The organism is Aestuariibaculum lutulentum, from assembly GCF_032926325.1.
In the GTDB taxonomy this organism is placed as follows: domain Bacteria; phylum Bacteroidota; class Bacteroidia; order Flavobacteriales; family Flavobacteriaceae; genus Aestuariibaculum; species Aestuariibaculum lutulentum.
In genome coordinates, this window is record NZ_CP136709.1 from 889,893 (window position 1) to 906,695 (window position 16,803).

Genomic DNA, 16,803 nt, shown 5'->3' on the forward strand with positions numbered 1-16,803 from the left:
ACTACACCCTATTTTTAGCCATGACTATGGCATAATCAATAGCTACTAGCATGGCATCGGCAGAAGCGATACCTTGTCCTGCAATTTCAAAAGCTGTTCCATGATCTACCGAAGTTCGAATGATTGGTAACCCTAAAGTTATATTCACGCCTTTTACACTCTTCATTGTTCCTTTTTCATTATCCCATTTAAAGCCTTCCAGCTTGAAAGGAATATGTCCCTGGTCATGATACATAGCCACACACCCATCGAACTTTCCTTGTACAGCTTTAACAAACATGGTATCTGGCGGAAATGGTCCCTCTACATGATATCCCTTGCTATTAGCTTCCTCGATGGCTGGAATTATTTCTTTGACCTCTTCGTCTCCAAACAATTGATTTTCTCCTGCATGGGGATTCAATCCGGCAACTGCAATCCTAGGATTTTTAATTCCAAAATTTTTACATGCATCATGCAATAAAGTAATCACTTCAAAAACACGTTCTTTTTTACATAAATCACAAGCTTGCCTTAACGAAACGTGCGTACTTGCATGAATCACTCTGAAATTCTCATCAGCTAAAAGCATAGCATACTTTTTTGTATCAGTATAATCCGCATAAATTTCGGTATGCCCTGAATACTTATGGCCAGCTTTATGAATAGACTCTTTATTTATTGGAGCCGTTACTGTTGCATCTATATCTCCATCTAAAGCCAAAGCAATGTTCTTCACAACGGCTTCAAAAGCGGCCTTACCTGCCATAGCAGAAACTACTCCTGGTTTTAATTTTTCAATATCTACATTTTCTAAATCATAAACATCAATGGTCCCATGCTCAAATTTAGCATCCTGAACGTTTTTAATAGTATTGATTTTCAAAGATGATTTTAATGCTTTTACCTCTCTATCCATCGTTTTAGCATCACCAACAACTAAAGGATAACAACGCTCATAAACATCCTTTAATTCTAAGGTTTTAATAATGATTTCCGGTCCTATTCCTGCCGGATCTCCCATGGATATTCCTACTTTAGGTTTCATATTTTAAAGTAATTTTTTATAAATGTTTATGGCATCAGTTCTCGTAACCTCTCTCGGATTATTTTTCAATAATCTTGTTACTTTCATCGCAATATCTGCCAACTCTGGAATCACAACTTCATTAACACCTATCTCGGTTAGTCTCAGTGGTATATTACACACTCTTGATATGGCTTCTATTTTTTCAATTCCAGCCAAGGATATGGCTTCATCTGTCCCCTTTATAGTTATCCCTAATGCTCGAGCTACCTCTGCGTGTCGCTTGGGACTCGCCGATAAATTATACCGAAGTACTTCTGGCATTAAAATAGCATTTGAAAGTCCGTGAGGCACATGAAACTTACCTCCCAACCCATAAGAAAGGGCATGTACAGCTGAAGTATTTACCGGACCTAAACAAAGCCCTCCATACATTGAACCTAGTAATAATGCAGAACGCGCTTGAATATCATTCCCATTTAAATAAGCCTTTTCAATATTTGCAGCTATTAATTCGATCCCCTTTAAAGCATAAACATCCACCGTTGGATGAGCAAATTTATTGGTGTATGCTTCGATACAATGTGATAAGGCATCTATTCCTGTTTCGGCTGTTAGTTTAGGTGGTAAACTAATGGTTAAAGCAGGATCGAGGTAACATGCATCAGGCACTAAATACGGGCTAATAATACCACTTTTGGCCTGAGATGCTTCATTTAATAATATCGCATTTGGAGAGACCTCACTTCCTGTTCCGGAAGTTGTTGGAATACATATTAAATTTAGCACTCTCTCTTTAAGAAAACCTATCCCAACAACATCTTCTAACTTCTGATCATTTTTTAAAAGTGCCGCCAATAATTTAGCACAATCCAACACACTTCCACCCCCAACACCAACAATACAATCCGGATTTAAAGATTTGTTCTCTTCCAGTAAGGTATTGAATTGTGAAAATGTCGGTTCCCCTAAAAATTTGTACTCTGCAAGATAAACCTTCTTGCTATTAGCAGTCAGTTCTTCTACTACAGATTTCACAACCCCCAACAATGGTGGTGCCACTAAAAACAGAATACGTTGTGACTTTTCTATATTTCTATCTTCGACAAGCTTTTTTAAAGACCCACTCCCAAATATGATTTTCTGTGGCTGTAATAAAGTAATTGAATCCATCCTCTTTAAACGTTACTTTTCTCTTTTAATTTAAAATAACCAAATATGGTTAGTTCATCTGCTGCATCATCTGATTTAAATAACAAACTCGCAAAATACCCTATCACTAAAACGATAAGGTGACTATAAACTCCTAGCATATATTTATGATGAGGGAAATTATATTTTCCTAAATCCAGTATTAATTTGCCATCAATTTCTGTAGTTGTTAAAATAGCATAAGCTGTAAACAGTATACAGGTATAAATCCCTAGATGCAACCCTTGCTTATTGGCTCTTTTAGAAAACAACCCTAACATAAATATCCCCACTATACCAGCAGAAAAAATAGCATACAGCTTAAACACCACACCTAATACACCTTGTCCTTCCCAGGCCACATAAAGTAATGCAACACCCGCTGTGGCTAAACCTGAAAACAACACAAGCAACCTTCCAACAATTAAGCGTTGCCTATCGGTACAATTCGGGTTAAATCGCTGATAAAAATCTTCAACCCCAATAGCTGCCAGACAATTCATATCTGAATCCAGACTTGAAACGGCAGCCGCTATTAATGCAGCCAAAACTAACCCTACAGCTCCCACCGGTAGTTTTGTCCCTATGAAATAGGTAAACACCTGATCGGTTGTGATTCCTTCCGGCAAATTATGTCCTAGTCCTGCATTGTAATATACAAATAACAAGGACCCGATTAGCATAAATAACCCCCAAACCGGTACACTTCCTAACACTCCTATATAAGCCGCTTTTTTTGCATCCTTATCACTTTTAGCAGCTAAATACCGTTGTACTATAGTTTGATCTGTTCCATACTTCTGCAATGCATAAAATACGCCATTTATAACCATGACCCAAAAAGTAAGCTCTGAAAAGCTAAAGTTATAAGGCCCAAAATCAATTTTTTTCATTGTTATGGCTTCACTCAGCATATATCCAGCATCTTGCTCTGAACCGAACAATAAAATGCCGGCACAAAATAACCCTCCTCCGATTAACAAAAACCCCTGAATGACATCCATCCAAATAACAGCTTCTATCCCTCCTAGTAAGGTTAAAAAAATGACAACAATAGTTAAAAAAACAATAAACAAAACAACATTATAACCTGTTAATGTTGCAAGCGCCAAACTAACAAGATAAAGTACCGTTCCCATTTTAGAAAAATGGGTTAGAATAAAAGCCAAGGAACTATACATCCTAGCAAACACACTAAAACGTCTTTCAAAATACTCATAAGTACTTAATCGAATCACCTTTCTAAACAGCGGAACAATAACCCAAATTAAACCTATAAGTACAATTGGTACCATCAACCCCTGAACTAATAAAATCCAATTCGATTTATAGGCTGCTGCAGGATAAGCTAAAAATGTTACACTACTTATAAGTGTTGCAAAAATAGATATACCTATAGCCCATGCTGGTATCGTTTTACTTCCTGAAAAATACTGATCTGAACTCTTTTGTCGATTCGCAAAATAAAAACCCGCTCCTAAAGTGAACAGAACAGATATAATTACAATTAAGTAATCAACCCAATGAATGTTTAACATAATAGTTTAGTCTTGTTTAGTTAGTTTAATTATTCCACCTCGGTTAATGGTGGCATCATGGTTTTATTACACAAGCCCTTTTTACTCATGAGCAACTTTAAAAAAGCTAAGGACTCTCCTAAGGTTTTATCCTTTTGATATTCCAAAGCAACGCGATCTGTTTCTTTTTGCCAGTTCAAACAAGTTTCCCAATCATTATCAAGAGCCGCTTTATATAGATTATTATACATTTCTGGCACATAATTACCAGTACTAGGCACAATACCATCTGCACCTAACTTTAAACTACTTGCTCCCTGAGCACCCCATCCGCAGAAAAAGGAGAAATTTTCATTATTCTTATAGCAATCAACACAAGTCTCTAATCGCTTCTCATCACGCTCTGAATCCTTTAAGCCCCAGATATTAGGGTGTTCAGATAACTCCTCTATTACGTCTAAAGGAATTGACATTTGGGTTGTTGCCTTAATATTATACATCATAACAGGTCCAGAAATATTATCAGCAAGTGTTTTATAAAACAATATCATTTGTTTAGAACTTAAACCATAGTATGATGGCAAGGTTGCAACCACGCAATCAGCACCTAACTCTATATATTTATTACCTCTATGAACAACATCATCTACTTGATTACCCACTAAACCAGCATAAATACATTGCGTTTTAGTCTTTGCTTCAACTGCAGCATCCAACAATCTTAAACTCTCCATTTCGTTAACAGAAGAAGATTCACCTGTTGTACCTAAAACTAATGGATGTATATTGTTTTGACTAAATAATTTCATCAATTTAGACACAGAACCTAAATCAACCGTTAAATCTTTATTTAGAGGTGTAATCATAGGAACCACCACACCCGAAAATCGTTTTTGCATAAATAGTTTAGTTTAATTGACGAACATTTAATTCGTTTTACACAATATTATTAAATTATTAATATTTTGATAATATTTTTGAACGATGAACAATTTCATAAACCACAGAAAAACACATAACAGGACTGTTAAACTCTGTACTATTATAAACAAAAAGGGATGTGCAATTGCACATCCCTTTAGTTTACTATTTATTAAATAGATTATTTTATTTCACTAATAATTTAACTGATTTTTGTCCTTCTGCTGTTTTTACTGTTGCAATGTAAAGACCTGATCTGAAAGAGAAATCCATATCTTCTTTTGTAGAAACAGATTTAATTAAAGCTCCTGTAATACTGTAGATATTAATTTCAGTTTTAGAAATTACATTAGACACATAAATTCTATTTCCTCTAGCTTGAACATCTGTAGATACTTTTAAAACTTTATCTTTTGTAGAAAGTGTTCTAGCATATACTCCATTTTCAAAAATTCTAGTCTGTAATCCAGCCCCTAAAGAAGCATCTACTTTACCTAGATACACTCTATAAATACGTAACGTACCACCTCTGTTTGAAAGACTATAAGTTCCCGCATCAATCGCTTGAAACTGCATTACACGAACCGCTTCATCTCCTGTATCTGATCCATCGATAGGTCCAGTAGCACTCCCTGTACCATCTCCCCAATCATCAATATCTACAGGCGTTCCAGTACCTCCAAAAGTTTCGAATTTAATGTAACCTGTACTAAATCCCTGAGTTCCATCTCCATTAATATCTACATATTGTCCTGAACCTACAACAGTTACCCATTGACCTGCTTCCAGATTTATTAAAAGACCTCTACCTCCACTTCTATTATAACGCTTTTCTCCAGGTGTAGTGTATTGTAAACATCCAGGATACAAGGTTCCATCCATGCCATCAGGCATATCTGTACGCTCATCAAAACGTGTAACCCCTGTATTTACAGTTAAAATTCTGTCACTATTACTATCTCTTTTAAACACAAGATCTACAGAACCATCCAGGTCGGGCATCATTTGAGGTTTTGTATACAAACTCCCTCCACTTAGTAAAGTACCACCTGGAGGTGTTGGCGAAGATCCTTTTGAAGTTACTTGAAAACGAGCACTACCCGAATAATCAGCATAAACACTAAAATTTGTACCAAACTTCCAGTATAAAGACTCAGCACTCTCACCATCTTCTAAATCAAAACCAACTTTTGCTTTATACTTTACACCATCTGCATAATTTGTTACAACATTGTCCCCTGCATCAACCCAATCAAGCTGTCTGTTGTAATTGGCAAAGGCATTTAAATAATTAACGGGCATCATGTTGTCATACCCTGTTCCTAATTCTTTTGCTCCAAAATCCCAATATTTAATTTGCGCCTGCGAAACTGCAGATAAAATAGATATTGAAAAAATGGATAATAGTAATTTTTTTTTCATTTTAGTAAATAGTTTAATTTATAATTTAGTTTAATATAATTTCTTCAATAGTATAGAAATTAAAGAGCTAATGTATTCAATTAAAAACAATCGATAAACATTTTTGAACGGCGGTCAATTTTATAAATTTTAAAAAATAAGTTCTTCAAGTTAAGAATTTTACATTAAAAAAGCAAGCTCAATTATTCTAGTATTACTTCAAAATTAAAATTGTTATAGACACTAAAAACAAAAAGGGTATGCGAAAATCGCACACCCTTTTTTTACTATAAAAAGACAAACTATTTAACGAAAATTCTCATAGTCTTTTCCCCTTCACTAGTCTTTATAGTTGCTATATATAACCCTGATCTAAAATCAAAATTCATGTCACTGGTTGTTGAAATACTTTTCACCAAAGCCCCTGTTAAGCTATAAATATTGATATCTGTTTTAGAGATTACATTAGACACATAAACCTTACTTCCAATAGCTTTTAAATTAGTTGAAACTGGAGATGCATTGTCTAAACTTAGAGTTGTAGTTCCTATATTTGCTGTTACTTCAATTTTATACAAGCTAAAGTTATTAGAACCAAAGATGTAAATAGAACCAGCTCCACCAGTATAACTACCCTCTAAAATATAATAAGTACTACTGTCAGTCGCAGCTTGTTCAGCTATTAGTGATGTCCCATCTGTAATATATAAACTACGAGCACTTGATCCTCCACTTCTACACCACACTTTTATGGTACATGCCCCTAAAACAGAAAATTTTAAATATCGTACAGAAGGCAAATATTCTCCGTTAGACGGATCTACGCCTCCACTTCCATTAGTTTTAAATCTATTTGCTCCAGTGAATCCATCCGTAAAAGATGAAGAACTCGATTCTATTTGGGCCATGTTATCACTCGAACTATGTGGATATATCGCCAAATTATCAACTACGACAGGACCTCCTGCCGCTGTTATCCCCGCACTCACAGGCCAGTTTGTAGTATCATTAGCCAAATCCCAAACCTTTTGAGCGGAAGTTGTTAAAGAAAAAGCAATTCCCAGAATTGCACTAAAAAGTAATTGTTTTTTCATGTTAAATGGTTATTTAGTTTAATTGTTAAAATAATATGTAATCGATTGTTCTAAAATTACACTTTTTTTTAATTCATCCAACTTTTTTTACAAAAAAAATAAAACTAAAAACCATAAAATCAATAAACTACAAAGAAAATCAACCTTAAAGGCTACTGAAAAGCCAATAAACAAGAAGCTTTCAAATAAAACATCCTTAAAAAAGACTTGAATTACCAACTATTCATTTTTATATTAAAAATATTACCATACATCAAATTAAAAGTCTATTGATTAAATATTTCATAATAATTTGCCGAGAAAAAAATAATAATTATATTTGAGGCAATCGATTACATTATAAAGTTCTAATATTCGCTGTAAGCTTCAGTAAAACCTAGTATTTACAGCTGCTTCTTAGAAATTTCACCACCTCTTTTTTCTAACCAAAAAAAGAGCGATTGATTAAAACAACAACTAAAACAAACTAATTATGACTTAATGAATTATCCCCTCTTCCTCTTTAAAAAACTAAACACTCTTTTAATAAACAATTAAACAAACTATCTATGGCAAACTATGCATTTTTTGATCATGAATTTTTCTTACTCAATGCGAGAAGAAAAACACCGCCGCATAAAACAGGCCGTTTAGGCTTAATTTTTGGTGTTTTTTTACTTTTCTCCGGAGTAATATATGCACAATCTATTACTGTAAGCGGAACTGTAACTGATGGTGGCGAATTTGGAGGTCCTCTTCCCGGAGTTACAGTAATTGTAAAAGGGACAAGTAATGGAACCTCTACCGATTTCGATGGGAATTTCTCCTTAAGTGTAGAAAGTCCTAACTCAATTCTTGTCTTTTCGTATGTCGGTTATGAAAAACAAGAAATTAATTTAAATAACAAAAAAACCGTCAACATAACACTTCAACCTAGTTTAGAATCTTTAGACGAAGTAATTGTAGTTGGTTATGGTACAGCTAAAAAATCGGACTTAACTGGTTCGGTTGTAACTATTGGGGGTGAAACCTTAGAAAAACAACCTATTGCAAGCGTTGCTGAGGCCTTAACTGGTAGACTTGCTGGTGTTCAAGTAACAGCTTCTGAAGGATCTCCTGATGCCGAAGTTAATATTCGTGTTCGTGGAGGTGGATCTATTACTCAAGACAGTTCTCCCTTAATAATTGTAGATGGATTCCCTGTTAACAGTATGAGTGATGTTTCTTCTTCCGATATTGAAAACATAACTGTTTTAAAAGACGCATCTTCAACTGCCATCTATGGTTCCCGTGGTGCTAATGGTGTTATCATTATTACCACTAAAAGTGGTAAAGACGGTAAAATTTCGGCCAACTTTAATATGTTTTATGGTGTAAAGAAAATAGCTAACACTATTGATGTACTTTCACCTGAAGATTTTGTAAAATGGCAATACGAATATGCTCTTCTTAGAAATAATGGAAGTGATGACCCTGCTGAATCTTACGAAAAATATTTTGGTCAATGGCAAGACTACGACCAATATATAGGTATGAAAGGTAACAACTGGCAAAAGCAAATTTATGGTCAGATGGGAGAAGTACAAAATCGTAACTTAGCAGTTCGTGGAGGTACTGAAAAGCTTAATTTCAATTTTAGCTACACCCTTTACGATGAAAAAGCGATTATGTTAGGTTCTGATTTTAAAAGAAATAACTTAGCGCTATCTTTAAAAAGTGCTCCTAGTGATAAAGTAGATTTAACTTTCACCTTACGTTATTCTGACACAGAAATTAATGGTGGCGGGGCAAACGAACAGGACGAAATTTCATCTGCTGATGCCAGATTGAGACACAGTGTAGGATACTCACCTATCCCACTTCCAGGTTTAACAACCGACGATACTGATGAGGCTTTATCTAGCTATTTAGTAAATCCTTTTGTTGCAGTTGATGACAATCAAAGACAAAAACTTAGAAAAAACTTCAATATGGTAGGGAGTTTTGGCTGGGAAATTATAGACAACCTTAAATACAAAATGGATTTAGGTTTAGATAATAGAAACGACTTAGATTACAGATTTTTTGGCCGCTCTACATATTACGCAAGCAATAGACCTTCTGCTGAAAATCAAGGATTACCTTCTTTAAAATGGGAAGATGAAAAACAAGTTAGATTTAGAAATGCCAACACTTTAAATTATGATTTTAAAAAGATCTTAAGTGAAGATCATAGTTTAAAAGTATTAGTTGGAGAAGAAATGATTATCACAGAAACCAACACACTTACTAACGAAGTTCAAGGTTTTCCTGATTTCTTTGATTTCAATACGTCAAAAAAATTAACATCTCAAGGAACCCCTATTTTTGTAGATAACTCATATGCTCCAAATGACAAATTACTATCTTTCTTTGGACGTGTAAATTATGACTTTAAAAACCGTTATTTATTTACAGCTACATACCGTGCTGATGGATCGAGTAAATTTTTAGGAAATAACCATTGGGGGTACTTCCCTTCAGCTGCCTTTGCATGGAAAATTTCTGAAGAAAACTTCTTAAAAGACACAGATTGGATTAATACACTTAAAATAAGATTAAGTTATGGTGAAGCCGGAAACAACAATATTCCTGCAGGTCAAACAGTTCAAACTTTCCAATCTTCAAATACAACCTACATTAATAATGTATCGAACTACTGGAGAACATCAAACACTTTAGCCAATCCAGATTTGAAATGGGAAACTACAGTAACCCAAAATATCGGTTTAGATTTTAGCTTATTTAAAAGCCGTTTTACAGGTTCCTTAGAAGTTTATAAAAATGTTACTGAAGATTTACTTATTAACTTTCCAGTACCTGGGACAGGATACGAATCACAATATCGCAATATGGGAGAAACCCAAAACACTGGTTTTGAAGGCTCTTTAAGTGTAATTGCAGTCGACAAACCTAATTTTGGTTTAGACTTCTCAATTAACGGTGGTATGAATAGAAACAAAATCAACTCTTTAGGAATTATGGACGATTTTGGAATTAACACCAACTGGGCATCGACACAAATAGGTAATGACTATGTTATTAACGTAGGAGAATCCTTAGGAGCTATGTACGGGTTTAAAAGTGATGGTCGCTACGAAGTTTCAGACTTCGATTACGACACTGCCTCTGGAGAATACACCTTAAAAACAGGTGTTACAGAAAATTCATGGCTTGGTGGTGCTGTTCCTGGTATGATGAAATTAAAAGATCTTAATGATGATGGTGAAGTTACTGCTGATGATCAAACCATTATTGGAAATGCTCTACCTGATTTCACTGGAGGTTTTACACTTAATGCTCGTGCTTATGGGTTCGATTTATCTGCTGCATTTAACTTTAGTGTTGGAAATGATGTTTACAATGCCAATAAAATAGAATTTACAACTTCAAACAATAATGCTCAGTATAGAAACTTAAGCTCTATAATGGCTGATGGAAAACGATGGACTAATTTAAATGCAGAAACAGGCACATTAGTAACCGACCCAGTAGAACTTGAAGCTCTTAATGCTAATACATCTATGTGGTCTCCGTACATGTCTAGATATGTATTTAGTGACTGGGCTGTTGAAGATGCTTCTTTCTTAAGATTAAACACCCTGACTTTAGGCTATACAGTACCAGAAAAGTATATGTCTCAAATAGGTATTTCAAATTTAAGATTTTACGCTACTGCTAATAACGTTTTCATTATTACAGACTACTCAGGATTAGACCCAGAGGTTTCAACCAGAAGAAAAACACCTTTAACTCCAGGTGTAGACTATTCTCCATATCCTAGAAGCAGACAATTTGTTTTTGGGTTAAACCTTAATTTTTAATTAAAAATTGTTTAGAAAAATGAAATATATCAAAATAATACTTGGAATAATAGTAGCTGGAGTATCATTTTCTTGTCAGGAAATTGAGTCAGATTTTTTAGATGCACCAGCACAATCAACCTTAGACGAATCCCTTATTTTTTCAAATGCAGGATTAGCGCGTGGGGCAGTTGATGGTATTCTAGAACCAATGGGGCAAACCAACTCTTACAGAGGTCGTCATATTCCATTTTACGGTTTTAATACAGATACAGAATGGAATTACAGTTCTGATGAAGTAGGTAGCTCACAAGGTGAACTAATGATATACGATACCAAACCAAATAACGATCAAATGAATCGTGATAACAGTTCCTGGGCCATGATGTATACCGGTATCGAGCGCGCCAATATATGTATTCGCGGTATTCGCACCTATGGTGACCCAGAACCAGGTACAGAATTAGGGCAGCTTTTAGGTGAAGCCCTTACTTTAAGAGCCGTTTATTACGCCGATTTAATTAAAGCATGGGGTGATGTTCCTGCTCGATTTGAACCTATTAACTCAGAAACACTTTACATCGCTAAATCAAGTCGAGACCTTATTTATAAACAATTAATAGCCGATTTAGGTGAAGCCGCTACTTTAGTTCCTTGGCCGAACGAAGCTTCAACCACCTCAAGTGTTGAAAATGTAAACAAAGCTTTTATTAAAGGACTTAGAGCACGCTTAGCGTTAGCCGCAAGTGGCTTCCAACAATATCCTAACGACGGTGTTCGAAGAAGTACTGATCCTGATCTTTCAGTATCTAAAATGTATCGTCTAGCACTAAATGAATGTAATGACGTTATTAACAGTGGTACTGTAAAATTAGAATCTACCTTCGAAACTGTTTGGAGAAAACTAAACGAAGAAGATATAAACGCCGGAGGAGAAGCGCTTTGGCAAATACCATTTGCTGATGGTCGTGGTCGTGTCCTTTTCTCTTTTGCTGTAAGACACCGAAGCGTAGACCAATATACAGGTCAAGCAAGAGGAGGAATTGCCGGTCCATTACCAACCGTTTTTTATGATTTTGATGAAGCCGATACACGTAGAGACATAAGCTGTGTGCCTTACCAATGGGGTACTGCTGTTAATAGTATTTCTCAACAAGAATTAGTCGGAATAGATACCTGGTACTTTGGAAAATATCGTTACGAATGGATGAAGCGCTATGTAACATCTACGAACGATGATGGTGTAAACTTCATGTATATGCGCTACGCCGAAGTACTTTTAATGGCAGCCGAAGCCGCAAATGAATTAGATGGAGCTGCTGCTGCTGCACCTTATCTTAAAGAACTTCGAATGAGAGCATTCAATAGTGCTGATCAGGCCGAAAAAGTTGATAGCTATGTAAATAGCCTAACAACTAAACAATCCATGTTTAACGCTATAGTTGACGAACATTTATTTGAATTTACAGGAGAAATGCAGCGTAAACAAGCACTTATTCGTTGGGGCTTACTTGGTGATAAACTAAGAGAAGCTAAAACCAAAATGACCGATTTACAATTAAGACAAGGTGATTACGCTGATGTACCAACTACCTTATACTACAAATACCAAGATGATAACGAAACATTAGATATCTACGGTTTAAACAGAGGAGAAACTACCGATCCGGGAAGTGAATATTCTTCTAAAGCATGGGATAGTGGTTTAGATGACGATGAGATTAACTCATTATTTAAAGAAGGTATTGACCCAGACGACAGACAGTTCTGGCCAATATGGCAAATCTTTATAGATAACAGTAATGGTCAGTTAGTAAACGATTACGACTACTAGATTTTCACCTAAACATTTTAGAATTATGAAAAACACACATATAGTAAAAACATTAATGGTTACTTTGCTTGTTGCGCTTACCGTCTATAACTGTGGGTACAACGAAGATTTAATCGAAGAACTGGATGTAAACAGAGAGTTTGCTCCTGTTGCCTTAACTGCGAGAGTTAGAAATCAAACTACAGCAGAATTAAACTGGACTACAGATGATAACATCGATCATTACGTTGTTGAGTTTAGTGCTGATGATCCGGACTTTAATACTATTTTTAAAAGTCAGGATGTTTCTGCGGAAGAACTTCCTGTACAAATACGATTAGAAGGTGAAACTTTATACTCCATTAGAGTAAAAGCAGTTAGCTCAAGAAATCTTCAAGATTCAAAATGGTCCCTTACCGAGGTGACTACACTAACCGAGCAAATTATGTTGCCTTCAGAAGCTGGTGATATTGAAGCTCTTCAAGCAACCCTTCGCTGGGAAGCCGGTTTAAATGTTACCCATATTATTCTTCAACCTGGAGATATTCAATACGATATAACTTCGGAAGAAAAAACAAATGGTGTAGCAACTATAACAGGATTAACATCTGAAACTGATTACACAGCTACTTTATATAATAATACAAAAATTAGAGGTACTTCAGAATTCACAACAGGAATCGATATTGGTGACAATACACTGGTTACCCCAGACGACGATTTATTCCAAATGATTGCCGATGCTGCTTCTGGTGATATTTTATTATTAGAACAAGGTGATTACACTGCACAAATAGGAAGAATTACTTTAGATAAATCTATCACTATTCAAGGCTTAAGAACAGATTTCAAACCACAGTTAAAAGTAAGTTTCTCTATTGAAACAGGTGCAGCCGATGTAAGCTTAATCGATCTGGATTTAACTGGTGATACCGCAACAGAATTAACAGATGTTGTACGTTATTCCGCTGCCGGAAATTATAATTCCCTTTTAGTTAGTGGATGCGTCATTCATGATTACGATCGCTCATTTCTTGCGGGAAATGTAACCGATGCCATTCTACAAACTATAACTGTTGAAAATTGTATTGTTACCAACATTCTTACTAGTGGTGGAGATTTTATCGATTTTAGAAATTCTGATGTATTTAATGTTAATGTAAACACGAGTACATTTAACAACTGTGCTCCTGGAAGAGATTTCTTTAGAATTGACGATGCAGGTACATCAACTCAAAGCGGGTTAGTTTGTAACGTTTTACTAGAAAATTGCACTTTATATAAGTGCTCTGATACAACAGACAGAATCATGTATGTAAGATTCCAAACTAATGAAATCATAGCGAGAAACAATTTGTTTGCCGAAACTACCGCATACTATTCTAATCAAAGTAGAACAGACGCTGCTCCTGAGTTTGATAATAATAATTATTTTAATGCTCCTGGTTTTTACGATGTCGCTCAAACCATTTATGATGCTACAACATCGTATACCACATTAGATCCAGGTTTCGCAAACGCTGCTTCTGGTGACTTTACGATTTCAAACCAAACATTATTAGATAATCAGGTTGGAGACCCTAGATGGAGACAGTAATAAATAACAATGTTAACATTTAATAAAAATAAAAAGAGGTATGTATTTTACGTACCTCTTTTTGTTAAAACCACAATACTCTGTATGTATTTAAAATAAATTAATGAACTTTATAACATGTTTCAAAAAAGCAAACTCATATTTACGCTTATTCTATTTATCACATTCCTATCTCATGCTCAGGAATTAGCCTTCCCTTCCGCTGAAGGATTTGGCAAATATGCCTCAGGTGGTCGGGGTGGATTGGTTTATACTGTAACGAATTTAAACGATGACGGAGAAGGTAGTTTAAGAAAAGGAATTCTTAAAAAAGGACCTCGAATTATTGTCTTTGCGGTTTCTGGAACTATTGAATTAAAATCAGATTTAGATGTTAACAGAGGTGACCTAAGCATTTTAGGACAAACCGCTCCCGGTGATGGCATTACCATAAAAGGCTATCCATTTACAGTAAAAGCAGACAATGTTATTATTCGGTATTTAAGATTCAGAATGGGCGATGCTGAAAAAGTTGAAGGCGATGCCTTAGGCTGTCGAGATGCCAACAACGTTATCATAGATCACTGCTCTGTAAGTTGGGCAACCGATGAAAATGCTTCCTTTTATAACAATTCAAATTTCACATTACAATACTGTATCATTTCTGAAGCTTTAAATAATTCTGTGCATCATAAAGGAGCTCACGGATATGGCGGAATCTGGGGTGGCGTAAATGCTTCCTTTCATCACAACTTAATAGCCTCTAACAATAGTAGAAACCCTAGATTTAGTGGTTCTTCGACAACTGAAAATTCAAAAAATGAATTTGTTGACTTTAGAAACAATGTCATTTACAACTGGGGAGAAAACAATATTTACGGTGGCGAAAAAGGCACATACAACGTAGTTAACAACTACTTTAAATCTGGGCCTGCCACACCTAAATCGAAACAAGATAGAATAATAAACCCTTCTGAACCTTACGGAAAATTCTATGTTGATGGGAATTATGTGGAAGGATTTGATGCCGTTTCCAACAATAACTGGAATGGTGGTGTTCAGTGTGATAATCCATTAGAAACAAAACAAGATTCTGAAATCGATATTGCTGATAATACTTCCACTCAAAGTGCTAAAGAAGCTTATGAAGAAGTTCTTAAAAAAGCAGGAAACAGTCTTTCAAGAGATGCTGTAGATGCCAGAATTATTCATAATACCCGTGAAGGCAGTGCGAATTATAAGAATGGTATCATAGATTCGCAAGACAATGTTGGTGGATGGCCAGAATTAAAATTAGGAACTCCAAAAACAGATACCGATGAAGATGGTATGCCTGACGATTGGGAAAAGGAAAACAAACTAAATCCAAATCTAAACGACAGTAACCTTTTTACACTCGATAAAAGTTTTACCAATATTGAAGTTTATGCAAATTCATTAGTTAATGGGTTTGCAAAAAAAAAAAAAAATCTAATTAATGGTAAATACTTTCATTTTGTCGTAGACGCTAATAACAATGGTGATTTCTCTACTGTACAGGCTGCAATTAACGCAGTGCCCGACTTTAGAAAAAATGAAACCCGAATTTTTATAAAAAACGGAATTTATAAAGAAAAATTGGTACTTCCAGCTTCAAAAACAAATATCACTTTTGTAGGTGAAGATAAGTTCAAAACCATTTTAACCTACGACGACTTTGCCCAAAAACACAACAGCTTTGGAGAAGAAATGGGTACTACTGGGTCAACGTCCTTTTTCATTTTTGGTGATAATTTTAAAGCTGAAAACATAACTTTCGAAAATAGTGCCGGTCCTGTTGGTCAAGCTGTAGCCGTAAGAGTTGATGGCGACAAGGTCATATTTAACAATTGTCGTTTTTTAGGAAATCAGGACACCCTATATTGCCATGGAAACAATAGCAGACAGTATTACAAAGACTGCTATATTGAAGGTACTGTTGATTTTATTTTTGGCTGGTCTACAGCTTATTTCGACAATTGCGAAATTTTCTGTAAAAATTCCGGTTACGTAACAGCTGCTTCAACCAATGAAGACACTGCTTACGGATTTGTATTCAAAAATTGTAAAATAACAGGAAGCGCTCAAGAAAACACCTTTTATTTAGGAAGACCCTGGCGCGACTATGCCAAAACCGTTTGGATTGATTGTTATATGGATAAACATATTAAAACTGAAGGCTGGCACAACTGGGGAAAACCTCAAGCAGAACAAACCACGTTTTATGCCGAATACGGTTCTACCGGACCAGGAGCATCATCAAAACGAGTAACATGGGCTAAACAACTTTCTAAAAAAGAAGCTGAAGTATTCAGTTTAGATAATGTTTTAAGAGGGAATGACGATTGGAAGCCTAAACTATAAGCTATTTAAAAACAAAATTTTATCAATTTTAACATTTGATAATTCAATATTAATTATGTCAACCAAGACTTCTTTAGTATTTTTAACAATCGATTACAACTA

10 protein-coding genes are annotated in these 16,803 nt (G+C 35.3%); 4 read left to right on the forward strand and 6 right to left on the reverse strand.

All coding sequences use genetic code 11. From position 1 onward, the window contains the following. Position 1: 1 nt before the first annotated feature. The 6 genes from pdxA to R1X58_RS03825 form a co-directional block, all read right to left on the reverse strand. Positions 2-1,027, reverse strand: coding sequence for a 4-hydroxythreonine-4-phosphate dehydrogenase PdxA (pdxA, locus tag R1X58_RS03800; RefSeq protein ID WP_240572027.1), 1,026 nt, complete (start codon positions 1,025-1,027; stop codon positions 2-4). Between the two features lie 3 nt (positions 1,028-1,030). Continuing rightward, a complete protein-coding gene (locus tag R1X58_RS03805) occupies positions 1,031-2,179 on the reverse strand; it encodes an iron-containing alcohol dehydrogenase (RefSeq protein WP_240572028.1) in 1,149 nt (382 codons plus the stop codon). 5 nt (positions 2,180-2,184) lie between these two features. Next, positions 2,185-3,735 (reverse strand): sodium:solute symporter, encoded by a 1,551-nt coding sequence (locus tag R1X58_RS03810; protein ID WP_240572029.1) that lies wholly within the window; start codon positions 3,733-3,735, stop codon positions 2,185-2,187. Between the two features lie 29 nt (positions 3,736-3,764). Continuing rightward, positions 3,765-4,613, reverse strand: coding sequence for a dihydrodipicolinate synthase family protein (locus R1X58_RS03815; protein ID WP_240572030.1), 849 nt, complete (start codon positions 4,611-4,613; stop codon positions 3,765-3,767). A gap of 208 nt (positions 4,614-4,821) precedes the next feature. Then, positions 4,822-6,057, reverse strand: a complete 1,236-nt coding sequence (locus R1X58_RS03820) for a T9SS type A sorting domain-containing protein (protein ID WP_240572031.1) — start codon at positions 6,055-6,057, stop codon at positions 4,822-4,824. Between the two features lie 281 nt (positions 6,058-6,338). After that, on the reverse strand, positions 6,339-7,130 hold the full coding sequence (locus tag R1X58_RS03825) for a T9SS type A sorting domain-containing protein (RefSeq protein ID WP_240572032.1): 792 nt from the start codon (positions 7,128-7,130) through the stop codon (positions 6,339-6,341). A 548-nt stretch (positions 7,131-7,678) separates the two neighbouring features. Between R1X58_RS03825 and R1X58_RS03830 the strand changes: the two genes are divergently transcribed. From R1X58_RS03830 to R1X58_RS03845, 4 genes are all read left to right on the forward strand, one after another. Further along, positions 7,679-10,951, forward strand: coding sequence for a SusC/RagA family TonB-linked outer membrane protein (locus R1X58_RS03830; protein ID WP_240572033.1), 3,273 nt, complete (start codon positions 7,679-7,681; stop codon positions 10,949-10,951). Between the two features lie 19 nt (positions 10,952-10,970). Next, complete coding sequence (locus R1X58_RS03835; RefSeq protein ID WP_240572034.1) at positions 10,971-12,764, forward strand: RagB/SusD family nutrient uptake outer membrane protein; 1,794 nt, start codon at positions 10,971-10,973, stop codon at positions 12,762-12,764. Positions 12,765-12,789: 25 nt separating this feature from the next. Next, the gene (locus R1X58_RS03840) at positions 12,790-14,340 is read left to right on the forward strand and encodes a DUF5123 domain-containing protein (protein ID WP_240572035.1); all 1,551 of its coding nucleotides are present in this window, start codon (positions 12,790-12,792) and stop codon (positions 14,338-14,340) included. A 117-nt stretch (positions 14,341-14,457) separates the two neighbouring features. Next, positions 14,458-16,701: a pectinesterase family protein gene (locus tag R1X58_RS03845; protein ID WP_240572036.1), complete on the forward strand. Its 2,244-nt coding sequence runs from the start codon at positions 14,458-14,460 to the stop codon at positions 16,699-16,701. The last annotated feature ends 102 nt before the right edge of the window (positions 16,702-16,803 follow it).